We start from the raw sequence: 26055 nt of genomic DNA on the forward strand, positions 1-26055 counted from the left end.
GCGTGCGCTCAGGTAGGGCGGCGGCGCTCCTGCTCGAGTCGTTCGTCCTGCCGACCCATCTCGTAGATGGCGTTGAGGCTGGTCGGCAGTCGACTGACGTTGTCCGGCACCGGGTCGGGGTCCGGTGCCGGACCGGAGTTCGGTACCGGCCCGGGGTCGGGCGCGGCGACGGGGGCCGGTGCCCGGCGGCGCAGGAGCAGCAGTGCCAGCACCACGAGGACCGCCACCACCAGCAGGTACGGCACGGGTGGCCAGGCATTCCGGGTCGGGCTGGCCAGGGCCGGCGGCGGGGTCGGTGCGAGGGTGTCGCCGTCGCGCCAGGGCACGGTCTCCTCGCGGGAGCCGGTGCCCTCGCCTTCGGCGGGGCGACCCGGGGCGGCGGGTGCGGGGACGCCGCTCGCCGACCCGGCTGACCCGGGGATCACGATGGAATCCACCGGGCTGGGCCGAGCGGTGACCGGTGACCGGCTCGGCGTGGCCGCCACGGTGGGGGTGGCGCTCGGCGTCGGAGCGGCACTCGTTGTGTCACCGCCGAGCAGGTCGTCGACGATCTGGCCGACGCCGCCGACGATGTCACCGAGCGGGTTCGAGGTGGTCGACGGGGACGGCGCGGGCGCGAGGGCGAGGGTCAGCGCGAGGACGACCACGGTAGGCATGTCGCCACCTCCGATGTGCCGATATGCCACGCACCGTACCGCATGGTGGGATCACGTGGGTGACACCGCGCACCGGGGCGACGAACGCCGTGTCACGTCCAGGGACAGCCGGCTGCGCCCCTCCTCGCCTACGATGCCAGGAACGCGGCGGGCGGCGAGGGGGCGGCATGGTCGATTTCGCGGTGGACCCGGTTGACGTTCGCGAACGTGCGCGAACCCTTGGCACCACGATCGCGGACGACTACGCGAACGAGGCGGACGAGTTCGCCCGCAACTCCGCCATCGATGCGCCCGGCTTCGGGCTCGCCTTGTCGCCGGTGGAGGCGCTCTACATCCAGCGCGTCGACTTCCTCGTGAAGGACGTGCGCGGTGCCGCGGACGTGTGCCGGCAGATCGGCGAGAAACTCGGTGTCGTCGCGGATCAGTACGAGCGCGCGGAGAACCTGCACGTGGGCGGGTTCGGTGGCACGCCGGTGCCGGTGAGCAGCTTCGGCGATGCCTACGGTAAGACCGGTACCGCCGATCTCGCCCCGGTTCCGCTGGTCGTCGCCGCTGGCGCCTCGATCACGCTGGCGGAGATCGGCGCGATCATGGGCGGCCTGTCGGCCTGCGCCGCGCTGTGCCCGACGTTCATCGTCGGTGTGGCCGGAGCGGCCCTGTTCGTGGCCAATCCCATCGGTATCGCCCAGGCCGGTGCCGATCTGATTCGTCACGGCGACAATCTGCAGAAGGCGCTCAACACAAACTTCGACAAGATCTGCTCGGCGGCGACCGCGACCTGGAAGGGCCAGGGCAAGGACAGCTTCGTCATCATGTCGACCAAGCTCAAGGCCCATCTCGACGAGCTTGGCGCATACATCCGCACCCTCGGGGAGACCCTGCACTCCCTGGACATCGCTCTCACCGGTCTCTGGCTCGCCCTGGGCGCGATGGCGGGGCCGTTCCTGGTCTGGCTGATCGCCATGCGCACCGCCCAACTCGCGCCCTTTGCCGCCCCCGCGCTGGAGCCGATCATCCAGGTGGCCGGCACCGCTATGGCCGGCTCCATCACCACCATGATCGCCGGCGCTACTGCGCTGGGCAGCCTGGTCCTGGCACTCATCAACGGGCTTGCCAAGGATTTCCTGAAGCTGATGGCGCTGCCGGACGACGGTGCGGCGGGCACACCGGACCTGACCGAGTTCCGCGTCGGCGAGAACTTCGCCTGACCCCGCCACAAGGAGTCTTCGTGATCGACCCAGACGTGCAACGCCGCATCGAGGGCATGGCCGAGCAGGCGACCCGGTTCGCCGCCGCCATGCAGAATCTCACCGGCGAGGGCACCGACGATGCGGAGCTGGTGCGCGCGACGTGCGACGCGAGTGGTCGCCTCGTCGACATCGACCTGGCGGCGGGCACCCGACGGATGCAGACCTACGAGCTGCGAGAGGCGATTCTTGCCGCCGCTGGCCGGGCCGCCGAAGCGGCCAGCGCCAGCCTGGCGGACGCGGTCTCGCAGGTCACTCAGAGCGCCGACATGTACGGCGCCGACGCAGTTCACCAGGCTCAGGAACAGGTCGCCCAGTATCAGCGGCTCGTCGACGCGCAGCGGGACAAACTCGAGCAGCTGCGCGCCGGTCTCGGCCAACCATGAGCGCCGGGGCGCCAGAGCTGCGCATGCGTCGACGCCTGCTGCGGGTGCTCGGCACGCTGCGACCGATCAACGCCGGCTATCAGATGCGCCCGGTGACCGTCGGCGGGGTCTTCGGTGTGGCCGTCGCCGCGCTCCTGGCTCCCTTTGTTACCGCGCCGCTGGCCCCTCAGGTGCCGTGGCTGCCGTTCGTCGCCGCACCGGCAGTGGTGGTGGCCGCCCCCCTGCTGTTGCTGATGGCGAATGTCGGCGCCGTCACCTGGTATGGCGGCGGCGCCGGGCTCCCGATGCTGTCGGTCGCCGACGGGGAGGTCCGCGGCCGACTGCGCGGCGTGTGGGCCGATGAGCTGGCCGACGCCGACCCGGATGACCCGGCCTGGTGGGACCTGCGACTGCCGGCCCGTGCGCTCAGCGGCGTTCGCGTGGAGCACGACAGCCCCGGAGGCCCGCTCCTCGTCCTCGACCTGCCACCCGCGGCAGCGGAGGCGCTGACAGCGAACGCTGACACGCAGAAGCTCGCCGAGCACTGGCGCAGCAGCGTCGACAGCCCCGCCGCGTGGCAGATCGGTCTCTTCGAGGGGCGGTTTCGCCGCGCGCGCCGCCTCCGGGAATTCCTGAAGGCACTCGCCGCCGCGGGTGGCCCGGTCCCCTAGAGCACGCGCCGAGGGCGGAGGTCGCCCGTCGCGCCCTCCGCCCGCAGCGTCCGAGATGGTCAGACGGGTAGACCGCCGACCTGGGTGTTGATCCAGGACCGGATGGACGGCAGGTCGACGTAGATGGACGGGCCGGTGGCGCAGGTGGAGTTGTTGTTGCCGGCCCGGCTCGTGGCGCCGATCAGGTTCCACACTCCGTTGACCCGGCGCACCTGCGGGCCACCGGAATCGCCGTAGCAGGCGCCGGAGTTGCCGTTGGTGTTGTTGGTGCAGATCTCGTACGGGCCGTTGATGCCAGAGCACCGGCTGTCGGCCACGATGGACGTGTCGAGCTCGTTGGCCACGGTCGGGGCCGAACCGCAGCCGCGCGGGGCGCAGGTCTGACCCCAGCCGATGATCCGGGTGGCGGTGCCGACCGCGCCGGAGGTGCTCGGGATCGGGGCCGGCGCGTACGTGACCGAGCTGGCCAGTTGCAGCAGCTTGACGTCGACGCTCGGGTGGTTGACCGCCCGGGTCACCCGCACCACGGTCCCGCCGCTGGAACGGTTGACGCTGCCCACCCGCACCGAGGACGGCGTCGAACAGTGCTTGGCGGTGACCGCCCAGTTGCCCTTGATCAGCGTCCCGGTGCAGCCGGAGACGTACACCATGAAGGGGTAGCTCTCCGTGGCCGGCCGGCCGCCGACCACCAGTGGGGTGATGTCCGAGGCGTCGTTCCAGGTGTACGTCGTGCTGGCCGGTGCGGCCAGGGTGCCGGCGAACAGTGAGTTCACCCGGCTCGCCTCGGCGGCGCTGGGGTTCGCGTTGCGGCAGGAGACCGGTGCGCTGCTGCCGGACATCAGGTCGGTGCAGAGGCCGGTACGCCGGTCCGGCAGGCCCAGGATGTGGCCGACCTCGTGGGTGGCGATCCGGGTGCGGTCGTAGCCCTGGTTGACGGCCGTGCGGCCCATCCAGATCCGACCCGAGCCGAGGCCGGTCGGCTGCGCGCGGGGCCAGCCGTCGTCGACGTAGATGGTGATGCTGGCCGGGGTGCCGGCGAGGAGTCGGACGTTGCTGACCCGGCTGTTCCAGATCTGCGCCGCCTGGTCGAAGTTGGTGCGGAACTCGCCGGTCCGGCTCGCGTCGTAGTAGACGGTCCGCACGGCGGCGGCCGGCGTGCCGGTGGCGAGCTGCATCCCGGCCGCCGCCAGGATCGCCACCAGCATGGCCATCGCCGCGCGTCTCAGTTGTCCTCGGAACATCGGGTACTCCCCTGCGGTCGTCCGGCGCCCATCGGCCGCCGGTCATCGATGTACGCCGATATTAGTGTGACGGCGGTCGATGTTCGGCATAGCGGAAGCGTCATACCGGCGACGTCGACGGCGATGTCTGCCAGCCGCACCCGCCCGGTTCGGGCCACCTGCTGTTACTCGGCGGTTACCGCGCAGCGAAGCTTCCGTGCCGGGGCAGGACGACGGTGGCGGCAGAGGGTCACCGGCAGCGCCGCCGCGACGTGACCCCGGTACCGAACGGAGAAACCACAATGAGGATCAGGAGCACACTGACCGCGTTGACGGTCGTCCTCGCCGGGCTGGTCGCCAGCGCGGGCAGCAGCGCCGCCGAGGGCACCACGACCGCGGCGGCCTACTGCGGGATCACCTGGGGCAGCGCGGAGAAGGCGGCCGGCGCGCTGAGCGACGCCCCGCTGATCGATGTGCGCACCGGCCGGCACGACTGCTACGACCGGGTCGTCTTCGAGTTCAACGGCCCGGTCGACGGCTACGCGATCGGCTACGGCGAGACGTGGACCGAGGGCGAAGGGCTGGCACTGTCGCCGTACACCGCCGGCGGGGCGCTGCTGCGGGTCTCGCTGCGGGCCCCGGCGTACGACGACGACCACCTGGGCACCGTGCCCTACGCGGTCGGCGAGCACGTGGCGAATCCGCTGCGCTACCAGACGCTGCGCGACGTGGTCTTCGGCGGCAGCTTCGAGGGCTACAGCACCTTCGCCGTCGGCGTACGGGCGCGGTTGCCGTTCCGGGTGCTCGTGCTCGCCGGTCCCGGCTCCCACAGCCGGGTGGTGCTCGACGTCGCCCATCAGTGGTGATCGGAGTCGGTCGGCTCGCCTGGCCGTTCGCCAGCCGCGGCGGATGGCCAGGCGACGCCTCGACTCACACGTGCGGGGTGGGCCGGTAGACGAGTTCCTGGGTGCGACCGTCGAGGGTCCGGCTCTCGATCAACTCCAGGTCGAAGTCGGCCGCTCCCTGAAAGATCGGCTCGGTGCCGGTCTGCCCGGTGATCACCGGGAAGAGCGTCACCTGGACGAGATCGACCAGTCCGGCGGCCATCAGCGCCCGGTTCATCGACAGGCTGCCGTGCGATCGCAGAGGTACGGCGGACTCCTCCTTGAGCCGGGCGACGACGTCGACCGCGTCACCGCGCACGATGGCACCGTCCGGCCAGTCGAGGGGGCCCTCCAGCGAGTTCGACACCACTGTCGCCGGGAGGTTCCTCATCCGGGTCACCCAGGCGTCGCGGACCTCGGACTCCTCGGTGCTCGCGGCCAGCATCTGCGCGAACACCCGGTACGTGTTGGCCCCGAAGACCATGCGCTGATCCACGCTGTAGACGGACAGGCGGTGCGCGAGCAGTTCAGGGCCCTGTTTTCCCCAGTAGCCGCCCCAGTTCCCACTGGTGGTGCCGAAGCCGTCGAGGCTGGAAAAGACATCGACGGTGTAGGTGGCTGTCATCATGCTCTCCGTTCAGTGGTGAGGTCGTTGCGACGGGTCTCCAGGTAGGCCCGCTCGGTCGCGTTGGTGGCCAGAGCCGCGGCCTGGTCGTAGGCGACTCGGGCCTCGTCGTCGTGTCCGAGCCGGGCGAGCAGTTCGGCTCGGGTGGCGGGCAGCCGGTGGTAGCCGGGGAGGTCGATGCCCTCCAGCGCGGCGAGGGCTGCCGCCGGCCCGTGCACCTCGGCGACGGCGACCGCACGGTTGAGGGCCACGACAGGGTTGGGCGCGAGCGTGAGGAGTTGGTCGTACAGTGCCAGGACCTGCGGCCAGTCGGTGGCGGCGCCGTCGGTGTGCACGGCGCTGATCGCGGCCTGGATCTGGTACGGGCCGGGCCGGTTGCGGCGCAGGCATCGGCGGACCAGGTCATGGCCCTCGGTGATGAGCGACCGGTCCCACAGTGACCGGTCCTGGTCGGCCAGTAGCACCAGGTCGCCGGTCGGGCCGATCCGGGCCGGGCGGCGCGCCTCGGTCAGCAGCAGCAGGGCGAGAAGGCCCAGGACCTCGGGCTCGTCGGGCATCAACGCGGCGAGTTCACGGGCCAGCCGGATCGCCTCGGCGCACAGGTCCGTTCTGATCAACGGGCCGGCGGTGGAGGCGTAGCCCTCGTTGAACATCAGGTAGAGCACGATGAGGACGGGCGGCAGCCGGTCCGGCAGCTCATGTTCGGCCGGTACCCGGTACGGGATGGCGGCGTCGCGGATCTTCTTCTTGGCGCGCACGATCCGCTGGGCGACGGTCGCCTCCTGAACCAGGTAGGCGCGGGCGATCTCCGGTACGTCGAGGCCGCCCAGCAGGCGCAGGGTGAGCGCCGTCCGCGCCTGCGGGGCCAGCGCCGGGTGACAGCAGGTGAAGATGAGTCGCAGCTGGTCGTCCCGCACCGGTCCCACCTCCGAGGGATCGTCCTGGTGATACAGCAGCAGGGCCTGGGCGTGGCGGGCCTCGCGGGTCGACTCCCGGCGAAGACGGTCGACGGCACGGTTGCGTGCGGTGGTCACGATCCAGGCGCCGGGGTTCGGCGGCGGTGTCTGCCACTTCTGCAGCGCCGTGGTGAAGGCGTCCTGGACGGCCTCCTCGGCGAGGTTGATGTCACCGAGGAGGCGAGCCAGGGTGGCGACGCAGCGGCCGTACTCCGCGCGGTAGATGCTCGCCAGGTCCATGTCGGAAGGCCGGTTGCCGGTCAGGCCTGGGACAGGTCGTCGAAGGGGCGCACCTCGACCGGGCCGCAGGCCGCCGCGCACCTTTGCGCCCAGGCCAGCGCCGCGTCCAGGTCCGCGCACCTGATGACCCAGAACCCGGCGATGTGCTCCTTCGTCTCGGCGAACGGTCCGTCGCTCATGGCGGTGGTGCCATTCTCGACCCGGACGACGGTGGCGCTCTCCGGCGAGGTGAGCCCACCGCCGAAGACCCAGGCGCCCGCGGCCTGCATGTCGTCGTTGATCCGGCCGGTCTCCCTGAACATGGTCTGCGTCTCCTCGTCGGACGGCGTCGGGGCGCCCTCGACGACGTGCACGGACAGCAGGTACTGCTTCATGACGATCCTCCGGTAGCTCGATGATGCGACGGGTGCGGGTCAGGCGGCCAGGCGGCGCGCGAGGGCGGGGATGACGATCGCGGCCGCGACCAGGTGGGTGAGCATCAGCAGCGCCTTGGTGGCCATCCCGGCGTCGGCGATCACGTCCGGCACCAGGGACAGGGCCGTCAGCACCACGGTCGTGCGGACGAACGTGACCCGGGGGCGGCGGGCGAAACGCGCCAGCACACCGGCGATCAGCACGCCGATCAGCGAGAAGACGGCGGTCAGCACACCGAACCCGGTCACGGGGATCGGAGCGCCGCCCAGCGCGAGGCTGATCCCGGCCAGGTGTCCGACGGCGGCGACGGCCATGGTGGCGACGCTTGCCGCGACAGTGGCGGCGACGCCGGTCCAGATCAGCGCGCCGACGTTCGGCGTGGTGGCGCGGGTCGTGTTCGCAGTGGCGGTCATCGTGCCCTCCAGTGGGTGTGCGGCCCGTTGCGATGCCGGGCTCTCACCAGGGCTACGAACGGAACCGATCCCAATCGACAGGACACCCAGAATTCTTGTCGGCGATTTTTCGAGGCGACCTCGCCGCCCCGCCGATCGTGGAGTTGTGGTGGATGACAAAGGTGACCGCCAGTCCCCAAAACGGGCACCACAACTCCATGATCGACGCCGTCGACCTATGCCTCGTCGGCCAGGTGCCAGACCTCGCGCATCGGAGCCCACCAGTCCCCCGAGCCGGGCTCGGCGATCGACTCCTGACACGGGTCGGTCAGCTTCCACCACTCCTGCGTCTGCGGGTCCGCCTCGATCAGCCGCAGGTCGGCCTCGTAGTCCTCGCCCACGTACTCGTAGTAGCCGAAGAGCAGATCGTCGTGCAGGAAGATGGTGTAGTTGCGGAAGTTCGCCTCGCGCAGCGTCTTCTCCACGCTCGGCCAGACGGCGGCGTGCAGCCTCAGGTAGGTCTCCCGCTGCTCGGGGCGGAGTCGGATCACGCAGCCATGACGTTTCACGTCGTGCCCTTTCGTGTGAGCTGATCCAGGGGTGCCGGGTGCCGAAGGCACCTGACCGTAGCGGTTCGACGGCACTCGGAGGGGGCCAGCCGGCCGCCGATGTCGGCCGTTCCGCCAGGACTACGCACTGTGGCGCCGGGTCTACCCTCGGGTGATGGAGGGCCGCGTGCTGGTCGTCGAGGACGACTTCTCGATCCGGGAGGTCACCGCCCTCGGTCTGCGCCGCGCCGGTTTCCGGGTCGACACCGCTGTGGACGGACGGCAGGCTCTGGCCGCGTTCCGCGCCCACCCGGTCGACCTCATCGTGCTCGACATTATGCTGCCGGGCCTCGACGGTCTCGAGGTCTGCCGGGAGATCCGGCGGACCAGCCAGGTGCCGATCCTGATGCTGACCGCGCGCACCGACACCATCGACGTGGTGGTCGGGCTGGAGTGCGGTGCGGACGACTATCTGCGCAAGCCCTTCGACCTGCCCGAGCTGGTGGCCCGGGTTCGCTCGGTGCTGCGCAGGGTCAGCCTGCCCGCCCGGTCGACCGTCATCGAGGTCGGCGGTCTGGAGATCGACCCGGGCGGCTTCGTGGTCCGCCGGCACGGCCGCGAGGTGCCGCTCACCGCCACCGAGTTCCGCCTCCTCCTGGAGTTGGCCCGCCGGCCCGGTCAGGTCTTCACCCGGGAGCTGCTGCTGGACCTGGTCTGGAACCACGACTTCCTCGGCGACTCCCGACTGGTCGACGTGGCGGTGCAGCGGCTACGCGCGAAGGTCGAGGACGACCCGGCGCAGCCACTGCTGATCCGGACGGTACGCGGCGCCGGCTACAAACTGTCGACGGGGTGACGGGGGCGGCGATGGCCGGACACGAGGTGTTGCCCGGACGCCTGCGGCGCCGGCTGACGATCGCGTTCGTCCTGGTCGCCGGCGTCTCGGCCGGGCTGCTCGCCGGCGGGACCGGGCTGCTGCTGCGGCAGTCCTGGTTGGACGCGTCGCTGCACGAGGCCGCCGCCGACGCCCGCTACCAGCTCGTTCTGGCTGGGCAGTTCCTGCCGCTGACCGAGCAGCGCAGCACCGAACTGCTCACCAGCTTCGAGGCCAGCAGCCGACACGTGCTGCTCGTCGACGGCCCGACCCGCGCCTCGCACCCCGCGTACGCCCCGGTGCTGGGCACCAGGTTGCGGGCCGTCGTCGCGGACGGGCGGCTCGGCTATCAGCGCTCCGCGCCGGCGGAGCGTCCCCGGCTGTTGGTGGTCGGTGGACGCATCCCCGGCTCGACCGCCGAGTTGTACGTCCTGACCGTGGAGGACGACGTCGCCAGCGACCTGGGTCAGCTACGCACCGCCCTGGTGGCCGGCTGGGTGCTGGTGGTGTTGCTGGCCGCCGCCGTGGGTCACGCGTTGGCCCGCCGGACGTTGGAGCCGGTGGGCCGGGCCAGTCGGGCCGCTCGAGCACTCACCGAAGGGCTGCTCGCCACCCGCCTGCCGGTACGCGGGCGCGACGAGTTCAGCGTCTGGGCCGCGACCTTCAACGAGATGGCCGAGGCACTGGAGTCGAAGATCGCGGCGCTGTCGGCCGCGCAGGCCCGCGAGCGGCGGTTCACCGCCGACGTCGCGCACGAGCTGCGTACCCCGGTGACCGCGTTGGTGGCCGCGGCGTCGCTGCTGCGCGAGCACCTCGACCAGCTGCCCGACGACGCCCGGCCGGCGGCCCGGTTGCTGGTCGGCGACGTGGTCCGGCTGCGCCGCTTGGTCGAGGATCTGATGGAGATCTCCCGGCTGGACGCCGGGCGGGAGCAGCTGGCCGTCGGGCCGGTCGACGCGTTGGCGCTGCTGCACGACATCGTGGCGGCGCGCGGCTGGTCGTCCCGGGTGCGGGTCACCGGTGTTCCGGTCGCGGCGCGCACCGACCGGCGTCGGCTGGAGCGTGTGCTGGCCAACTTTGTCGCCAACGCGGTCGAGCACGGCGGTGGCGAGATCACGGCCAGTGTGGTGGACGCCGGGCCACTGGTCGTCTTCGAGGTGACCGACGAGGGGGCGGGCATCCCGGCCGAGCACCTGCCCCGCGTGTTCGACCGGTTCCATCAGGTCGACTCGTCCCGCTCCGTGCCGGGCAGCGGGCTCGGGCTGGCCATCGCCCGGGAGCACAGCGAGGTGCTCGGCGGCGCGCTGAGCGTGCGCAGCGAACCGGGCGAGGGCACCCGGTTCCGGCTGGAACTGCCCGTCGCCGGGCCCCCCGGCAGGCACGGCGAGCTGCCGGACCGGGACGATGACGCCGACCCGGGTCCGGTCGGGGGTACCACCGGCAGGCCGGGCGGTGGGGGGTGACCGGGCGCGGCGCGGTCGGGCTGGGCGCATCGGCGTTGGTCGCGGCGCTCCTGCTCGGCGGCTGCGGCACCCCCCGCTCCGGTGAGCTCGGGCTGGCGCCAACCGCGCCGCCGCCGAGCGTCGCACCCACCGACCGACCGGAACCCACGCCGACCCGGGCCACGGCACCGACACCACCGGCCACGAGCCGGCCACCTGGTCCGTCGACGCCGGCGTCCACCGGCACGCGCCGGCCGGACCAGGTGACCGTGGAACTGTGGTACGTCCGCGCCGGGCTGCTGGTGCCGACCCGGCGCACCCGGCCGGCCACCGTCGCGACGTCCCGGCTGGCGCTGACGGAACTGGCCGCCGGGCCGAGCCCGGCCGAGGCCGCCACCGGGATGGTCACCCTGCTTCCGGCCGGGGTCGAGGTCACCCGCATCGCCGACGGCGTGGCGGCGCTGCGGGTACCGTCCGTCAGCGACCCGGCCACCCGGCGGCTGCGCGAGGCGCAGGTGGTGTGGACGCTCACCCAGTTCCCCAGCGTGCGGCAGGTCCGCCTCGGCGGCGCGGCCCCGGTCGACCGGGCGGACTACGCCGACCTGCTGCCACCGATCGTGGTCACCGGCCCGATCCCCGGCGACCGTGTCTCCGCACCGCTCGTCGTGACGGGTACCGCCACCGTTTTCGAGGCGACGGTGAGCGTCCGGGTGCTGGACGCCGCCGGGCGGGAGGTGGCCACCGGTTTCGGCACCGCCAGTTGCGGCAGCGGCTGCCGGGGCGGTTACCGCGTCGTGGTCGGCTGGCGCACGGTCCGCGAGCAGAAGGGCACCGTCGAGGTGTACGAGGTGTCGGCCGAGAACGGCGAGCGGGTCCACACGACGGCTGTGCCGGTGGTCCTGGCACCCCGCGACTGACCGCCCTGCCCGAGAGGGTGTTAACCCGGTGCGTCATCCATTTGTCGACGGCGGGGTGCGGGCCTGACGTCTACCCGACAGAGCGGTGCCTCGTCGGCATTTTTCCGACTCGGCGCGGTCACCCGGTGAAATAGCAGGTCACACGCGGTGGAGCCGGCGAGAACGTCGCCGACACGCCGGCAGTGGGACGGGTCGTCGGGCGGCACCGGCCGGCGGACCCCGTGAACTTCGAGATTGACCTGCACCGACATGTTTGCCAACGTGAGCGCGTCATTGCGCAGAGTCATATTCGCTGTTCAGCGCTGCGGCGGCCGGGCCACATCGGAGTCGCATCGGTCGCCGCGACAGCCCCCACCATCCCCCACAGAGCGGAGATACATCATGTCCGGTGGCAGCCTTCCCCGTACCGGTATGGGCGTTGTCACGATCGGCGGCGCGGCCGGTATCGGCAGCTACGCCCTCCCCCTGCCGCTGACGATCGCCCTCACCGGAGCGGCCGCCGTCCTCGTCGGCTTCATCATGATCCGAATGACGTTCCGTCGGCAGCAGTCGGTCGGGCAGTGACCGCGAGCGTCACCAGGGGTCGTGTCCTGTTCGCCGCGGCGGTCGTCCTGGCCGCCGCGGCGGCGTGGACCGCCCATCACGTCCTCGCCGTGATCGGCGCCATCGACGGAGGCGGCCACCGCTTCACCTTCGCGTACGCCGCCATGTTCCTGCTGCTGATCTGGCAGCTCGGCACCTCCTATCTGGAGAAACCCGCAGTGGTCACCGACCGGATGCAGGGGCAGCTCGACGCTCTGCACGTGGTGGCTGTCGTGCCGGCGTACAACGAGGACCCGGGCGCGCTGCGGGCCTGCCTCGAATCCATGATCTTCCAGACGCGCAAACCGAACACCATCTACGTGGTGGACGACGGGTCGAAGCTGACCGAGGGCTACCAGCCGATCAAGCGGTGGTTTCTCGACGTCGCCCCCGTCCACGGGATCATCGCCGCCTGGCACATCCAACCCAATGCCGGGAAGCGGCACGCCCAGGCCGCCGCGGTGCGCTCGACTCCGGCAGCCGACGTCTACTGGACGGTGGACTCGGACACCATCTCGGACCCGAACGCCCTCGGGGAGTTGCTGAAGCCCTTCGCCGACCCGGCGGTGCAGTCCGTCGCGGGGGTGGTGATGGCTGCGAACGTGCGCAGCAGCTTCCTCACCCGGTTCACCGACCTGTGGCTGGTGACCGGGCAGCTCACCGACCGGTCGTCGCTGTCGGTGTTCGGGTGTGTGTGGGTGAACTCGGGTCCGATCGCCGCCTACCGCGCGGAGGTGGTTCGCGACAACCTCGGGGCGTATCTGACCGAGACGTTCTTCGGCCAGCGGGTGCCCTTCTCCGACGACTCCCTGCTCACCCTTTTCGCGATGGTCCGGGGGCGCACCGTGCAGCAACCGTCCGCTTTCGCGTTCTCCCTCATGCCGGAGAACGCCGGGCACTTCTGCCGGATGTTTTTGCGCTGGATGCGCGGCAGCTTCATCAGGACCTGGTGGCGCGTCCGGTACCTGTCGTTGCGGTCGATCGCGTGGTGGCTGCACCTGCTGCGCTGGGCGGCCACGGTGGTCGCGACGGTGCTGTTCGTGGCGGTGGCGGTCCTGTCGCCGATCATCGACCCCAACCCGCGCGCGATTCCGTGGCTGGTGGCCGTGCCCTTGATCGTGGGGTACGGGCAGGCGCTCCGCTACATGACGGTGCGGCGGTCGGACCAGTCGACGGCCTACCAGTGGGGCACCTGGCTCCTCACGCCCGTCGCCGTGGTGTTCGCTCTGGTCGTGCTGAGGGCGATCCGCTGGTACGGCGTCGCCACCTGCTGGCGCACCGGCTGGGGCACCCGCAAGAAGGTGGAAGTGGCGCTGGGTTCCTGACCACGCCCCGGGCCGATCCTGACACCCGGGTGAACTCCAGGTGAAACGTCACCGTTTCGTCGCCCGAGTGCGAGGCAAGTCACGAAAACCTGCACGACCAGTCAACCGCGAACTATGGTCAGTACGACATCGTTTCGCGGGGGGTCGGGATGCTGGGTGGTCAGCAGGTGGGCGCGGGGGCCGGGGTGCCGGCAGCCCGGGCTCCGCGCTGCACCGACAGCGACCTGTTCACCGTCGTCATCGACACCCTGCGCGAGGTCGGCTTCGACCGGATGACCATCGACGCCGTCGCCGCCCGCGCCCACGTCAGCAAGGCCACCATCTACCGACGCTGGGACGGCAAGGCCGAGCTGGTCGTCGCCGCCCTGCGCGACCGGCAGGTGGGTGTGCACAACCCGCCCGACACCGGTTCCCTTCGCGGCGACCTGATCGAGTTGCTGCGGGCCACGGCCGCGATCTGCACGGCCGACTGCGATCTCATGCAGGCGTTGACCTTCGCCATGCGGACCAACCCGGAGCTGGAACGCCTGGTGCGTCACCAGGTGCTGCCGGCCGGGCGGGTGGCGACCACCGCCATCCTGGTCCGGGCCGCGTCGCGCGGGGAGATCCCGCCGGAGGCCGGCGAGCGGGAGCTGTTCCACGATCTTGCGCCCGCGCTCACCATGTCCCGCATCGTCGCGCACGGCCTACCCGCCGATGACGCGTTCCTCACCCAGGTCGTCGACCAGGTGCTGATCCCGGTGCTCCGCTATCAGCACGACCGTCCGTCGCCGGCCTGATTCACCGATATTCGCAACACGGAAGGCTTCACCATGCCCGGAACCACCTCGACCGCGCCCGGCGCGCCCAACGCCGGGCCGTCGACAGGCGCACCGCACCCGCGGCGCTGGATCGCGCTGGCGGTCATCGCGGTCTCACAGCTGATGGTCGTCCTGGACGCCACGATCGTGAACATCGCGCTGCCGCAGGCCCAGGCCGACCTGGGGATCACCGACGCGAACCGGCAGTGGGTGATCACCGCCTACACGCTGGCCTTCGGTGGTCTGCTGCTGCTCGGCGGTCGCATCGCGGACTACTGGGGGCGCAAGCGCACCTTCATCGTCGGCATGACCGGTTTCGCGCTCGCCTCCGCCCTGGGCGGACTGGCCACCACCGGTGAGATGCTCTTCGCCGCCCGCGCGTTGCAGGGCGCCTTCGGCGCGCTGCTCGCCCCGGCCGCGCTGGCGCTGCTCACCGTCCTGTTCACCGAGGCCACCGAGCGGGCCAAGGCCTTCGCGGTGTACGGCGCGATCGCCGGCGGCGGGTCGGCGGTCGGCCTGCTCCTCGGCGGTGTGCTCACCGAGTACGCCGACTGGCGCTGGTGCCTGCTGGTCAACATCCCGGTCGCCGCCATCGCCATCGCGTTCGCGCTGCCACTGGTGCCGGAGAGCCGGGCCCACGGCAACACCCGCTACGACGTACCCGGTGCGATCGTGGTGACCGCCGGCCTGGTCTCCCTGGTCTACGGCTTCACCAAGGCGGCCGAGGACGGCTGGGACGCCACCGCGACGCTCGCCTTCATCGCCGCGGGCGTGGTGCTGCTCGCCGCCTTCGTGGTGATCGAGCTGCGCTCCAGCCACCCACTGCTGCCCCTGCGGATCCTGCTGGACCGCAACCGGGGTGGGGCGTTCCTCACCTCCACGCTGATCGGCGCCGGCCTGTTCGGGGCGTTCCTCTTCCTGACCTTCTACTTCCAGGTGGTGTTGCAGTACAAGCCCCTCGAAGCCGGTCTGGCATCTCTGCCGGTCACCGCCGGTGTGCTGATCGCCGCGGGTGGCGCCAGTCAGCTGATGCCCCGGTTGGGTGCCAAGCCGCTGATGGTCGCCGGTTCGGTGCTCGCCGCCCTGGGCATGCTGGTGCTGACCCAGATCGACGTGGACACCTCGTTCCTCACCCACCTGCTGCCCGCGCAGGTCGTCCTGGGCCTGGGGCTGGGCTTCACCTTCGTCCCGCTGTCCAGCCTCGCCCTGGTCGGGGTGCCGGAGCACGACGCCGGCGCGGCCAGCGCGACGCTCAACGCCACCCAGCAGATCGGTGGCTCGCTCGGCACCGCGCTGCTGAACACCTTCTACACCAGCGCGGTCGCCGCCTATCTGGTCGGCCGGGCACCGAACCCGGTCAACCAGGTCGAGGCGCTGGTGCACGGCTACCGGGTGGCCTTCGCCTGGGGCGCGGCGCTGATCGTGCTCGCCGGGCTGGCCACCCTGGTCCTGGTGAAGGTCCGCAAGGAGGACATCCCGACCGGCAACACCGTGCACATGGGTTGAGCCTGACCGACGTGGCCGCCGGCCGGAACGCGCCCGAGACCGGGGCGGGCCGGCCGGCGGCCACGTCCGGTAGCGTCCGGACCATCGTCGAAAATCCGTTTGAGGAGATCCATGTCGACCCCTGCTGACCAGATCATCACCGCTCTGCGCGCGGGCCACGAGGAGCTCGCCGCGCTCGTACGCGACCTCAAGGAGGACGACCTGCTGCGGCCGTCGGGGGCAAGCGAGTGGCAGGTCTCCCAGGTGCTGAGCCACCTGGGCAGCGGCGCCGAGATCAACCTGGCGACGCTGGACGCCGCCCGTTCCGGCGCACCCGGCCCGGACGGGGACTTCAACCGTGGCGTCTGGGCGCGCTGGGACGCGATGTCCCCGGCCGAGCACGCCGCCGGGTTCCTCGCCACCAACGAACGACTGGTCGAGGCGTACGAGGCGCTGGACGCCGAGACCCGGGCCTCGATGCGGATCGACCTCGGCTTCCTGCCGGAGCCGGTCGACGTGGCCACGGCGGCCCGCTTCCGGCTCAGCGAGTTCGCCCTGCACCAGTGGGACGCCGAGGTGGCGTTCAACCCGTTCGCGGCGGTGACGCCGGGGGCGGTGGCGCTGTTGCTCGACCAGATCGGCGGCATGCTGGCCTGGACCAGCCGGCCCCAGGAGCTGGCCGGCCGGGAGGCCACGGTGCTGGTCCGGCTGCACGCGCCCGAGCGGACGTTCGGGCTGCGGTTGGGCGAGAAGGTCGAGATCGTCGACGCGCCGGAGCGCCCCGACGGGGAGCTGGTGGCCCCGGCCGAGGCGTGGCTGCGGCTGGCCACCGGACGGCTGGGCCCGCAGCACACCCCCGACGGGGTGCAGGTGACCGGCCCGGTGACCCTCGACGACCTGCGCCGCGTCTTCGTCGGCTTCTGACCAGCGGCCGTGCGGGCCGGTCTCCCCGGCCCGCACGGCATGTCAGCCCTTCACGCAGATCACCTGCTTGAGGTGCGCGACCACCTCGACCAGGTCCTCCTGCTGAGCCATCACCTCGGTGATGTCCTTGTACGCGCCGGGGATCTCGTCGACCACCCCGGCGTCCTTGCGGCACTCCACCCCGGCGGTCTGCGCGGCCAGGTCGTCGGTGCTGAAGGTCCGCTTGGCCTGCGCCCGCGACATCCGACGTCCCGCCCCGTGCGACGCCGAGCAGTACGCGTCCGGGTTTCCCCGCCCCCGCACGATGTACGACCCGGTGCCCATCGACCCGGGGATGATGCCCAGGTCACCCCGGCCGGCCCGGATGGCGCCCTTGCGGGTCACCAGCACGTCCACCCCGTCGTAGCTCTCCTCCGAGACGTAGTTGTGGTGGCAGCTTATGGACTCGTCGTAGCCGACCTGCGGGAAGTGCTCACGCACCACGCCGCAGAGCAGGGCCAGCATGACCGCCCGGTTTCGCCGCGCATACTCCTGCGCCCACCAGAGATCCCGCCGGTACGCGTCCATCTCGGGCGTCCCGGCGAGAAACACGGCCAGGTCCCGGTCGGGAAGGTCGGCGTTGTGCGGCAGCCCCCGGGCCACCCCGATGTGCCGCTCGGCCAGCTCCTTGCCGATGTTGCGGGACCCGGAGTGCAGCATCAGCCAGACCCGCCCCTCGTCGGCGCCGCCCTGCTCCAGGCAGACCTCGATGAAGTGGTTGCCCCCGCCGAGGGTGCCGATCTGCCGCTGTGCCCGCGTCTCCAGCTGCGCCACCCGCCGGTCCAGGCCGGCGAACCGACCCCAGAAGTCGTCCCAGCCGGCCTGCTCCAGGCCCCGGATCCGACGGGTGTCGACCGAGTCCGTGCGCTGGGCGAAGCCGACCGGGATGGTGGCCTCGATCGCGGAGCGCAGCCCGGCCAGGTCATCCGGCAGGTCGGCGGCGGTCAGCGAGGTACGCACCGCTGACATCCCGCAGCCGATGTCGACGCCGACCGCGGCCGGCGAGACGGCCTGCCGCATCGCGATCACCGATCCGACCGTGGCGCCCTTGCCGAAGTGCACGTCGGGCATGACGGCGACACCCTGCACCCAGGGCAGCGCGCCGATGTTGCGCAGTTGCTTGGCGGCCTGCGGTTCGATGGCGTACGGGTCGGTCCAGACCCGCACCGGTGCCTTGGTACCGGCGAGGGGGGTGAATCCCATCGTGAGTTCCTTCTGTGAATGGTGACCGGAAATGCTCAGACACGGTGCGTGCATACGAAGAGGCCGCCCGATCCCGGTGGGATGGGCGGCCGGCGGACGCGTCAGCATCGGCGTCAGTCGCGCCACCCCAGCATGCCCCACAATGGGCGGTAGGCACGGGTTTTGGCGGTGTCGCACGCGGACGTGCTGGCAGGGAGCAACCGCCGGAAAGCATCGGTGCGGACGCGGCACGGCATGGTGTACTCCCTCCGGTGGTGATCGGTCAGGCTGGCACCGACGAGAGTAGGAGGGTCCGCGCGCGTCCGCAATGTATATGCAGTGCGACCACCGCCAGCGGTAGAGCGCCGAGCTTGGCCGCCGCCTGATGGGGTCGCCGAGTCCGTCGCCGCATGCCAGGCAGCAGCGCCGACGTTCGACCATTCGAAGCGAGTGCGGCAGATTCAGCGCGGTGAGTGACGGTACGGCTCACCACGAGTAGCGTGCCCAGTGGCGGCCCGTCGGGACAGAGACCGGCGGCGACGCCATTCGGGCCCTCTACCCCGAAGGCAGGCACGCCGTGACCGACCCGTCGTTCGCCGAGCGGATGCGACGACTTCGCGACGCGCAGCACATCTCCCTGCGCAATCTCGCCAAGATCACCTACCACGGTAAGACGTATCTGCACGAGTTGGAGACCGGCTTGAAGACGCCCACCGTCCGCGTCGCGCAGCGCATCGACGACGCACTCAACGCCGCCGGTGAACTCGTCGCCCTCGCCGCCCGGCCTACCATCCGGCGGCGCGAATTCGTGGCCACCGCCGGACTCGCCGCCGCCCTACCTCACACACTGTTTGACCACGGACGGCACGTCGGTCCCAGCACAGCCGAACGGCTCGCCGAACGCACGGCTCGACTTCGCCGCCTGGACAACTTCCTCGGCGGTGTCGACACCTGTCAGCTCTACGCCGCCGAGGCCGACGCCACCACACGGATCATCCAGCATGGCTCCTACAGCGAACCCGTCGGTCGGCAACTCCTGGCCGTCCTCGCGGAGCAAACCCAGCTCGCCGGATGGGCGGCATTCGACGCCGGTCGGTATGCCGACGCAGAACGTCTGTACCGGACCAGTCTCGACGCCGCCCGCGACGCCGACGACGACGCCCTCGCCGGCAACGCGTACGCGTTCCTTGCCTATCAGCAGCTCGCCCTCGGCCAGCCCGCCGACGACACCGCCACGGCCGGCTGCGAGGCTGCCGCAGCCGCCACACCAACTGTTCGGGCGTTGCTGCACCTCAGGGCCGCCTGGGCGTTCGCCGTCGGGGGCAACGCCGCTGCGGCAGACCAGCAGCTCTCGCGGGGCACCACGTGTCTCAGCGAGCACGACGACCGACCCGAACCCGACTGGGTGTACTGGGTCGACCGCGTGGAGGGCGAGATCATGACCGGGCGGTGTTGGACGGTACTGCGCCGGCCGATGCGCGCCATCCCGGTGCTGGAAGGCGCGCTCGCCCGATTCGACGACACCCACTCCCGCGACAAAGCCCTCTACCTGTCGTGGCTGGCAGACGCCTACCTGGACGCCAACGAGGTTGAGCACGCCTGCGCCACCGCGGCTGCCGCAGTCCGACTCGCAGGTGGAGTGGGCTCGGTGCGGCCAGCGCAACGCCTGAATTCGTTCCTCAACCGGGTGGAGCCGCACACCGGGATGCAGTGCGTTGCTGAGCTTCGGGCCTTGGCCGCCGAGATGTCTACTCGTCCTCGACGGTCTGTCTGACCCAGGCCAGGTAGGCGGCCGAGCCGTGAGCGATCGGCACGGCGGTGACCTGCGGGTTGTCCCACGGGTGAGCGTCAATCAGGTACGCCTCCAATTGCGGGTACCTGTCGGTCGTGGTGTACAGCAGCACCTGCCACTCCTCGCTCGTGCCCTGCTCGCCGAGGTGCCAGAACACGACAGCCACCGGCCCGGCCACCTGCGCGCCCGCCGCCAGGCGTGCCGCTGTCGCCCCTCCGGCCAGCGTCATCGCCGCATCACGGGTCGGCGTGGCCGTTGACACCTGCACGTAGTCGCTCACCCGCACAGGCTAGCGGGGAGGGTGTCCGCGGACAGGTGCGGACAGTCGGCGGACAACCGCATCCGTTCGACTGCCACTGATCCCACGTAGCGTCGCGATCACGGCACGGCGGTGGTGAACATCCGAACCTGACGCGATGCGTGCGACCACTACCGCCATTCCGCGGAAGGGCGAGGGCATCCGTGCCGGAGATGACCGGACGACCTATCAACCACTGACGGAGGGGCACCGATGATGTCCGAGGTACCGACGACCATCCGGGCGGCCAACGCCCTTCACGCGGAACGCTCGGTGGCGGCGCTGGACACCCGGTTGGGCGGCGAGCACATGCCTCGCCGTCCGCAGTGGGACTGCCAGGCGTGCGAGCAAGACTGGCCGTGCGACCCGGCGCGTATGCGGTTGGCCGAGGAGTTCGGAGCCAGCCGGGTGAGCCTCGCGATGTACGTCGGTGGGTTGCTCGACGTGGCTCTGGCAGAGTTGCCGACCGTCGCCACGGCTGACCTCTACGAGAGGTTCGTGTCGTGGACCCGATGACCGCAACGAAGTGGCGCCCCCTTCGGCTGAAGGGGGGCCCTCCACACCCCGCCCGGGTACGCCTGCACGCGTCGGCCGAAACCATGGCGCAACGGATCCCCACCACTGCGGGCCTGTTGGAGGCGATCGACGAGCGGACCTGCCTGCTGCACACCGGCGGCGAGTCGCTGGGAAACCTCGCCGCCTTCCTCGGCACCCTGGCTGTCGACTTCGACGTCCTCGACCCACCGGGGCTGCGTGCCGTCGTCAGGGACGTCGCCGCCCGGTTCACGCGCGCCGCTCAGGTGTCGTAGAGGCCGTCCCAGGGTGGATCGAAACCCAGTTCGTCCGGGACGAACTCGGCGTGGTCCTCGCCGTCGTACTCCGCCGAGCCGTCGATCAGCCCGAAGACGTGCCCGTCGACGGTGACCTGGAACAGCCCGATCGAGATGTCGTCGGAGACCCGTTCGGGCAACGCGTCGAGCCCCTCGGCGAGGCGAGCCTCGGCCCGATCGATCGAGGCTTCCTCGTCTTCGCTGGTGCCGGCGAACCAGATGTCCGAGTCGGTGTGCACGCCGTCGGCGTCGAACCGGTGCAGCACCGCGTACCAGCGCTTGTGGCGATACCAGTTGTCTTCGGCTCCGGCACCGTCCTCCAGTGTGGCGGTGACGGAGCCGAAGAACTGGCCCTTGTCGTACCGGCCGATGTGGCGGGTGTGATAGTCGGGCTCGTACGCGATCGGCACGCGGTCGGGAATCGCCATGCCGCGAGGCTATCGGCGACCTACGACATGGGCACCAGGCGGAAGGACTGCGCGGCGGTGCCGTTGCAGGCGTACTGGATGAGCTGGACGCTGTCCGCCGTGGACGCGCCCGGCACGTCGAGACACTTGCCGCTGGAGCGGTTGACCAGGCGGTAGTAGCCGCCGCCCTCGGGCTCGGCCCGCCACTGCTGGTTGTTGCCGCCGCTGTAGGACCAGAGCTGGATGGGTGCCGAGTCGGCTGTCGACCGGTCCGTCACGTCGAGCACCTGAGCGCTGTTGTTGCGGTTGTTGACCCGCAGGTATCCGCCGCTGGTCGGCACGAACTGGTACTGCTGCGCGGTGCTGCTGTTGCACGCGTACTGCTGGATGGCCGTGCCGTTCGCGCTGGCCGCGGCCCGCGCGTCCACGCACTTGCCGTTGCCCCGGTTGACGACCGTGTGCCAGGCGGTCGGCGAGATGCCGTCCGACGGCGGGGGCGTGGTCGGCGGGACGGCACCGACACCGGCCAGCCAGTGCAGTCCGTCGATCAGCAACTGGTTCTGCTGCGGGCTGTCGAAGGTGGATGAGAGCCCGGTGTTGGTGTTGTAGTTCATCGCGTTGTGGCCGAAGTTGGCGTAGAGCATCTTGTACTGCCGGTTGCTCCAGACCAGCGGGTAGTAGCCGCCGTACCAGGACTGGTTGGGGTCGGTGCCGACCGGGAAGCTGGACGGGTCGACCGAGGCGAGGATGTCGATGTTGGGGTTCTGCCGCAGGTCGTTGCTCCAGGAGTACCACTCGCTGATCGACGACGAGAACGTCGCCGGGAGGTTGCGGGTGGCGGCGTGGGTGCGGTTGTCGGCGCGCATCGTGACCCGGGTGGGCCCCCAGGTGTTCGTCTGGAACGAGCCGGTGCCGAGGAAGGTGTTGTAGTACCAGCTCCAGCTGGACGGGTTGGTGGTGAACGCGCTGACGTGGAAGCCCAACCATCCCCCGCCGTTCTGCACGTACTGCTGGAAGGCGGCGCGCTGTGCGGCGGGCGGCGCGTCGTCGAGGAACATGACGACCTTGTACTGGGCCAGGTTGGAGGTGTTCAGCAGGCTCCAGTTGTTGGTGGCCTCCCAGGAGAATCCGTGCTGGGCGGCGGCCTGCGGAAACCAGGCCCGGGCGTCCTTGACGAAGTCGATGTGCGCGGCGTCCCAGGTGCCGTTGTAGAAGGCCAGGACCTTGAACGTCGGCGCGGCCTGCGCACTTCGCGAGGCGCTGACCGCGACACCGGCGGTCAGCCCGACGACCAGGGCGACGAACAATGACAGGATTCGTCTGGTACGGGAGGAGAGTTCTGCGATCACCTGATCGTCCCTTCGGTGGGGACGCGCGCCGCCGCGTCGAGGTACATCTGTTCACAAGGTTTACAGATAGACGAAAGGTTATTCCTCTGACCTGATCGCGTCAATCGCCGATCGCCCGAACGGGTGGGATTCCTGCGCCAGCGGGTACCCCGGCCCGGTGACCAGCCCGGACGGCGTCGACGTCGACCAGCCGCTCGCCGTGGACGTGCCCGCCGCGCCGCACGACGCCAGCGGCGAACACGTGCCGACCCGCGACCTCGCCGGCCTCGCGCCGCCGACCCGCTCGGCGCGCCGCTGGACCCCGAGCCGGGTGGTCGCCACCCCCGCCGCGCTCGACCACCCGCACGGCCAACGGATCGTCGACCGGGTGCGGGCACTCGGGATCGAGGTGGAACACCTGCGGGCCAACCGGCTCACCGGGGTACGCGGACAGACCGATCGGGAGACCTACGCCCGGGCGAAGTCGACGATGGCGATAGTGGTCAGCCCACCCTCGCGGCGCGTGCTGCAACCCATCGCGCCCAGCGCCGACTGGCGGGTCGACCTGGCCGAGGGCTGCCCGGCGCACTGCCAGTACTGCTACCTCGCCGGATCCCTGTCCGGCCCGCCGGTGACCCGGGTGTACGCGGACCTCGACGACATCCTCACCGGGCTGGCCGCGTACGCCGGGCGCGGCACGGTGACCAGCCGCAACGCGCGGCGCGCCGACGAAGGCACCACCTTCGAGGCGTCCTGCTACACCGACCCGCTCGCCCTGGAGCACCTGACCGGCAGTTGGCGCCGCGCGGTGCAGCACTTCGCCGACTGGGACGCTCCCGTGCAACTGCGTTGGACCACCAAGTACGCCGATGTGGACACCTTCGTCGGGCTGCCGCACGCCGGCCGGACCCGGGTCCGCTTCAGCGTCAACTGCGCCCCGGTGAGCGGTCGGTTCGAGGGCGGCACCGCCCGGGTGCCGGACCGGTTGGCCGCGCTGCGCCGGCTCGCCCTCGACGGCTACCCGGTCGGGCTCACCATCGCGCCGATCATCGCGCTGCCGCAGTGGCGGGAGCACTACGGCGAACTGCTCGACCAGGTCCGCGCGGCGGTCGACGGGGTGCGCGACCTGGACCTGACCGCCGAGCTGATCACCCACCGGTTCACGCCGGGCAGCAAGGAGGTGCTGCTCGGCTGGTACCCGCGCACCCGGCTGGAGATGGACGAGGAGTCCCGCACCCGCAAGCACGGCAAGTTCGGTGCGGTGAAGTACGTCTACCCGCGTGAGCAGATGACCGAGCTGCGCGAGTGGTTCACCGCCGAACTCACCGCCCGCGTGCCGGCCTGCCGGATCCTCTACTGGACCTGAGGTCAGCCGACCGAGGAGCGGGCGACCGGTGCGGCGAAGAACGTGTCCGGGTACGGCTCGTCGCGCAGGCTGTAGTGCCACCACTCACGGTCGTAGTTGACGAACCCGGCGTCGGTCATCAGCCGCTGCAACAGACGACGGTTGTCCCGCGCCGTTCCGGTGGTGCGGGGGTCGGCCGTGTGCGCCCGCGAGTCGAAGCAGTCGAAGCCCGTACCCATGTCGATGCTGTTGTCCCCGAAGCGCTGCCCGCGCGGCGCGGTGCAGGCGACCAGCGGTTGCCCGACCCGGTACGGAGGTTGGCTGGCGGCGGGCTCGTCGACGAGGGTGAGGTCCAGGGTGCTGCCGCGGCTGTGGGCGGTGGGCGCGCCGATGTAACCGTCGGCGAAGAGCCGGTTCTTGGCCAGGTCCGGGTAGAACTCGGCCTTGGTCTGTTGCTCGTCGGGGCGCTTCGACCAGGCGACGAAGTCGTCCACCGCCGGTTGCGGGCGGTAGCAGTCGTACACCTTGAGGCTGTGCCCACCGGTCAGCGCGGCGTCCTGTGCGCGGCGCAACGCCTCGGCCGCCTGCCGGGTGAGCAGGCAAAGCGGCTCGCGGTAGCCGGCGATCGGTCGGCCGACGAAGTTGTGCGGTGTGGCGTACCGGATGTCGGCGTGGATGCGCGGGTCGAGGTCGGTGAGCACCACGAACCCCGGCAGCGGGGCCGGCATGGAGGTGGACGGAGTCGGCGTGGGTGTGGGGCTCGCCGACGTCGGCTGCGGCCCGGCCGGCGCGGGGCGGGGCTTCGGCCGCGAGCAGCCGCTCAGCAGCGCGGTGAGCGCGAGCACGACGGCCAGGCGGTAGCGCACGAGTTCTGTCTATCAGCCCGACCAGGGCCGCCATCCCCGGATCCATCCGGCCGGCTGACCGAAAGTAACCGGAAGATCTCCGGAACTTTTCCGCAACTCAAGCAAAGCTTCGGTCGGTCTGGCGTGTCGTCAACCCCCATCGGTGAGGCAAGATGACGCGTGGAACGGGCACGCCGTTTCGGGACACACGGTGGGCGACGCCTGGTGGTCGTTCCTCCGGCTCGGTGAAGGAGACGCGGGTGGGCGCGGACGACGGACGCAGGGTGACCATCACCGCGATCGCACGGGAGGCCGGAGTGTCGGTGCCGACCGTGTCACGCGTGCTCAACGGACGCTCCGATGTGGCCCCGGACACCCGGGAACGGGTCGAGGAGTTGTTGCGCCACCACGGCTACCGGCGTCGCACCAGCCGCAGCGTTCGCCGTGCCGGCCTCGTCGACCTGGTCTTCAACGACCTGGACAGCCCCTGGGCCGTGGAGATCATCCGTGGCGTGGAGGACGTCGGGCACGGAGCGGGCGTCGGCACCGTGGTCTCCGCTATCCACCGGCAGCCGACCGCGGCCCGGCAGTGGTTGCAGAACCTGCGCACCCGGGCCACCGACGGTGTCATCTTCGTGACCTCGCACCTGAGCCCGCCGCTGCACGCGCAACTGCGTCGCCTCAACGTGCCGGTGGTGGTCGTGGACCCGGCCGGCGTGCCGGCCATGGAGGTGCCCACGATCGGCGCCACCAACTGGGCCGGCGGGCTCGCCGCGACAGAACATCTCCTCGCGATCGGGCACCGGCGCATCGGTTTCGTGGCCGGGCCGACGCACCTGCTGTGCAGCCGGGCCCGGCTCGACGGGTACCGGGCCGGCTTGGAGGCCGCCGGGGTGCCGGTGGACGACGCGCTGATCTACCCGGGCGACTTCTACCACGCTTCCGGTTTCGCCGGCGGGACCGCGCTGCTCGACCTCGCCGACCCGCCGACCGGCATCTTCGCCTCCAGCGACCAGATGGCCTTCGGCGTCTACGAGGCCATCCGGCGTCGCGGGCTGCGCGTGCCGGACGACGTGAGCGTGGTGGGGTTCGACGACCTGCCGGAAGCCCGCTGGGCCTCACCGCCGCTGACCACCGTGCGCCAACCGTTGGTCGAGATGGGACGGTTGGCGGCCCGGACCGTGCTGCGCCTGGCCCAGGGCGAGGGCATCGACTCGCCCCGGGTGGAACTCGCCACCGAGTTGGTCGTGCGGGACAGCACCGCCGCCCCGCTGACCGGTTCGCCCGCCTCGGCGTGACGGCCTGACCTGCGTCGGAAACCGGTTGGACCGGTTCCGGTCCGTTTCCGAGAATTCCGCGGAGCCGCGCACACCCGGGAGCCGCCCACGGCCGGCGCGGTGAGCGACCGACGGTCACCCACCG

At 71.0% G+C, this 26055-nt stretch carries 29 protein-coding genes and 1 pseudogene; 17 read left to right on the top strand and 13 right to left on the bottom strand.

Translation table 11 applies throughout. The features are described from left to right. Window positions 1-8: 8 nt before the first annotated feature. The gene (locus AB0877_RS30180; RefSeq protein WP_366613021.1) at window positions 9-656 is read right to left on the bottom strand and encodes a hypothetical protein; all 648 of its coding nucleotides are present in this window, start codon (window positions 654-656) and stop codon (window positions 9-11) included. Between the two features lie 167 nt (window positions 657-823). Between AB0877_RS30180 and AB0877_RS30185 the strand changes: the two genes are divergently transcribed. Genes AB0877_RS30185 through AB0877_RS30195 form a run of 3 tightly spaced genes read left to right on the top strand, consistent with a single transcriptional unit; the run spans window position 824 to window position 2939 of the window. Beyond that, window positions 824-1864, top strand: a complete 1041-nt coding sequence (locus AB0877_RS30185) for a hypothetical protein (protein ID WP_366613023.1) — start codon at window positions 824-826, stop codon at window positions 1862-1864. Window positions 1865-1884: 20 nt separating this feature from the next. Further along, complete coding sequence (locus AB0877_RS30190) at window positions 1885-2289, top strand: YbaB/EbfC family nucleoid-associated protein (protein WP_366613025.1); 405 nt, start codon at window positions 1885-1887, stop codon at window positions 2287-2289. Further along, complete coding sequence (locus tag AB0877_RS30195) at window positions 2286-2939, top strand: hypothetical protein (RefSeq protein WP_366613027.1); 654 nt, start codon at window positions 2286-2288, stop codon at window positions 2937-2939. Before AB0877_RS30190 ends, AB0877_RS30195 begins: the two co-directional genes overlap by 4 nt. Window positions 2940-2998: 59 nt before the next feature. Here AB0877_RS30195 and AB0877_RS30200 read toward each other — a convergent pair whose 3' ends face one another. Both AB0877_RS30200 and AB0877_RS30205 read right to left on the bottom strand, forming a co-directional pair. Further along, complete coding sequence (locus AB0877_RS30200) at window positions 2999-3688, bottom strand: trypsin-like serine protease (protein WP_366613085.1); 690 nt, start codon at window positions 3686-3688, stop codon at window positions 2999-3001. An 18-nt stretch (window positions 3689-3706) separates the two neighbouring features. Further along, window positions 3707-4180 (bottom strand): annotated as a pseudogene (locus tag AB0877_RS30205) (snapalysin family zinc-dependent metalloprotease); the annotation flags it as partial. Window positions 4181-4461: 281 nt separating this feature from the next. Here AB0877_RS30205 and AB0877_RS30210 point away from each other — a divergent pair. Next, window positions 4462-5025, top strand: coding sequence for a hypothetical protein (locus AB0877_RS30210; protein WP_366613029.1), 564 nt, complete (start codon window positions 4462-4464; stop codon window positions 5023-5025). 64 nt (window positions 5026-5089) lie between these two features. On the opposite strand, the gene AB0877_RS30215 is transcribed toward AB0877_RS30210, so the two are convergent. The 5 genes from AB0877_RS30215 to AB0877_RS30235 form a co-directional block, all read right to left on the bottom strand. After that, window positions 5090-5668, bottom strand: coding sequence for a dihydrofolate reductase family protein (locus tag AB0877_RS30215; RefSeq protein ID WP_366613031.1), 579 nt, complete (start codon window positions 5666-5668; stop codon window positions 5090-5092). Further along, on the bottom strand, window positions 5668-6864 hold the full coding sequence (locus AB0877_RS30220; protein ID WP_366613033.1) for an RNA polymerase sigma factor: 1197 nt from the start codon (window positions 6862-6864) through the stop codon (window positions 5668-5670). The genes AB0877_RS30215 and AB0877_RS30220 overlap by 1 nt, the downstream gene beginning before the upstream one ends. Window positions 6865-6884: 20 nt before the next feature. After that, a complete protein-coding gene (locus AB0877_RS30225) occupies window positions 6885-7238 on the bottom strand; it encodes a YciI family protein (protein WP_366613035.1) in 354 nt (117 codons plus the stop codon). A 39-nt stretch (window positions 7239-7277) separates the two neighbouring features. Then, window positions 7278-7691 carry a DUF6069 family protein gene (locus AB0877_RS30230; RefSeq protein WP_366613037.1) on the bottom strand — a complete coding sequence of 138 codons (414 nt, stop codon included), beginning with the start codon at window positions 7689-7691 and terminating at the stop codon, window positions 7278-7280. Between the two features lie 215 nt (window positions 7692-7906). Next, window positions 7907-8239: an L-rhamnose mutarotase gene (locus tag AB0877_RS30235; RefSeq protein ID WP_366613039.1), complete on the bottom strand. Its 333-nt coding sequence runs from the start codon at window positions 8237-8239 to the stop codon at window positions 7907-7909. A 154-nt stretch (window positions 8240-8393) separates the two neighbouring features. Here AB0877_RS30235 and AB0877_RS30240 point away from each other — a divergent pair, with 154 nt between their 5' ends. From AB0877_RS30240 to AB0877_RS30275, 8 genes are all read left to right on the top strand, one after another. Next, complete coding sequence (locus tag AB0877_RS30240; RefSeq protein WP_366613041.1) at window positions 8394-9074, top strand: response regulator transcription factor; 681 nt, start codon at window positions 8394-8396, stop codon at window positions 9072-9074. 11 nt (window positions 9075-9085) lie between these two features. After that, the gene (locus tag AB0877_RS30245) at window positions 9086-10555 is read left to right on the top strand and encodes a HAMP domain-containing sensor histidine kinase (RefSeq protein WP_366613043.1); all 1470 of its coding nucleotides are present in this window, start codon (window positions 9086-9088) and stop codon (window positions 10553-10555) included. Further along, on the top strand, window positions 10552-11451 hold the full coding sequence (locus AB0877_RS30250; protein WP_366613045.1) for a Gmad2 immunoglobulin-like domain-containing protein: 900 nt from the start codon (window positions 10552-10554) through the stop codon (window positions 11449-11451). Before AB0877_RS30245 ends, AB0877_RS30250 begins: the two co-directional genes overlap by 4 nt. A gap of 381 nt (window positions 11452-11832) precedes the next feature. After that, window positions 11833-12015: a hypothetical protein gene (locus AB0877_RS30255; protein ID WP_366613047.1), complete on the top strand. Its 183-nt coding sequence runs from the start codon at window positions 11833-11835 to the stop codon at window positions 12013-12015. Then, window positions 12012-13358 (top strand): glycosyltransferase, encoded by a 1347-nt coding sequence (locus AB0877_RS30260; protein ID WP_366613049.1) that lies wholly within the window; start codon window positions 12012-12014, stop codon window positions 13356-13358. Before AB0877_RS30255 ends, AB0877_RS30260 begins: the two co-directional genes overlap by 4 nt. Before the next feature lie 149 nt (window positions 13359-13507). Further along, complete coding sequence (locus tag AB0877_RS30265; RefSeq protein WP_357204021.1) at window positions 13508-14137, top strand: TetR/AcrR family transcriptional regulator; 630 nt, start codon at window positions 13508-13510, stop codon at window positions 14135-14137. A 33-nt stretch (window positions 14138-14170) separates the two neighbouring features. Next, window positions 14171-15664 carry an MFS transporter gene (locus AB0877_RS30270; RefSeq protein WP_366613051.1) on the top strand — a complete coding sequence of 498 codons (1494 nt, stop codon included), beginning with the start codon at window positions 14171-14173 and terminating at the stop codon, window positions 15662-15664. A 111-nt stretch (window positions 15665-15775) separates the two neighbouring features. Then, window positions 15776-16567, top strand: a complete 792-nt coding sequence (locus AB0877_RS30275) for a maleylpyruvate isomerase family mycothiol-dependent enzyme (RefSeq protein ID WP_366613053.1) — start codon at window positions 15776-15778, stop codon at window positions 16565-16567. 42 nt (window positions 16568-16609) lie between these two features. On the opposite strand, the gene AB0877_RS30280 is transcribed toward AB0877_RS30275, so the two are convergent. Continuing rightward, window positions 16610-17809 (bottom strand): RtcB family protein, encoded by a 1200-nt coding sequence (locus AB0877_RS30280; RefSeq protein WP_366613055.1) that lies wholly within the window; start codon window positions 17807-17809, stop codon window positions 16610-16612. A gap of 556 nt (window positions 17810-18365) precedes the next feature. Between AB0877_RS30280 and AB0877_RS30285 the strand changes: the two genes are divergently transcribed. Then, the gene (locus AB0877_RS30285; protein WP_366613057.1) at window positions 18366-19562 is read left to right on the top strand and encodes a helix-turn-helix transcriptional regulator; all 1197 of its coding nucleotides are present in this window, start codon (window positions 18366-18368) and stop codon (window positions 19560-19562) included. On the opposite strand, the gene cutA is transcribed toward AB0877_RS30285, so the two are convergent. Then, window positions 19537-19860 (bottom strand): divalent cation tolerance protein CutA, encoded by a 324-nt coding sequence (gene cutA, locus AB0877_RS30290; protein WP_366613059.1) that lies wholly within the window; start codon window positions 19858-19860, stop codon window positions 19537-19539. The genes AB0877_RS30285 and cutA overlap by 26 nt on opposite strands. A gap of 234 nt (window positions 19861-20094) precedes the next feature. Between cutA and AB0877_RS30295 the strand changes: the two genes are divergently transcribed. Then, window positions 20095-20394 (top strand): flavin reductase, encoded by a 300-nt coding sequence (locus tag AB0877_RS30295; protein ID WP_366613061.1) that lies wholly within the window; start codon window positions 20095-20097, stop codon window positions 20392-20394. Next, window positions 20391-20687: a WYL domain-containing protein gene (locus AB0877_RS30300; RefSeq protein ID WP_366613063.1), complete on the top strand. Its 297-nt coding sequence runs from the start codon at window positions 20391-20393 to the stop codon at window positions 20685-20687. Before AB0877_RS30295 ends, AB0877_RS30300 begins: the two co-directional genes overlap by 4 nt. Here AB0877_RS30300 and AB0877_RS30305 read toward each other — a convergent pair. Continuing rightward, window positions 20675-21136 carry a hypothetical protein gene (locus AB0877_RS30305; protein ID WP_366613065.1) on the bottom strand — a complete coding sequence of 154 codons (462 nt, stop codon included), beginning with the start codon at window positions 21134-21136 and terminating at the stop codon, window positions 20675-20677. The two genes, AB0877_RS30300 and AB0877_RS30305, sit on opposite strands and share 13 nt — an antisense overlap. Window positions 21137-21156: 20 nt before the next feature. Continuing rightward, window positions 21157-22464, bottom strand: a complete 1308-nt coding sequence (locus AB0877_RS30310; RefSeq protein ID WP_366613067.1) for an RICIN domain-containing protein — start codon at window positions 22462-22464, stop codon at window positions 21157-21159. Between the two features lie 157 nt (window positions 22465-22621). On the opposite strand from AB0877_RS30310, the gene AB0877_RS30315 reads away from it, so the two are divergent. Then, entirely contained in the window at window positions 22622-23809 is a 1188-nt protein-coding gene (locus tag AB0877_RS30315; protein WP_366613069.1) for a spore photoproduct lyase family protein, read from the top strand. Between the two features lie 2 nt (window positions 23810-23811). On the opposite strand, the gene AB0877_RS30320 is transcribed toward AB0877_RS30315, so the two are convergent. Beyond that, window positions 23812-24654, bottom strand: coding sequence for a M15 family metallopeptidase (locus tag AB0877_RS30320; RefSeq protein WP_366613071.1), 843 nt, complete (start codon window positions 24652-24654; stop codon window positions 23812-23814). Window positions 24655-24893: 239 nt separating this feature from the next. Here AB0877_RS30320 and AB0877_RS30325 point away from each other — a divergent pair, with 239 nt between their 5' ends. Beyond that, on the top strand, window positions 24894-25931 hold the full coding sequence (locus tag AB0877_RS30325) for a LacI family DNA-binding transcriptional regulator (RefSeq protein ID WP_366613073.1): 1038 nt from the start codon (window positions 24894-24896) through the stop codon (window positions 25929-25931). The last annotated feature ends 124 nt before the right edge of the window (window positions 25932-26055 follow it).

Origin of the sequence: Micromonospora sp. NPDC047644 (genome assembly GCF_040704315.1) — a bacterium.
Lineage (GTDB): Bacteria > Actinomycetota > Actinomycetes > Mycobacteriales > Micromonosporaceae > Micromonospora.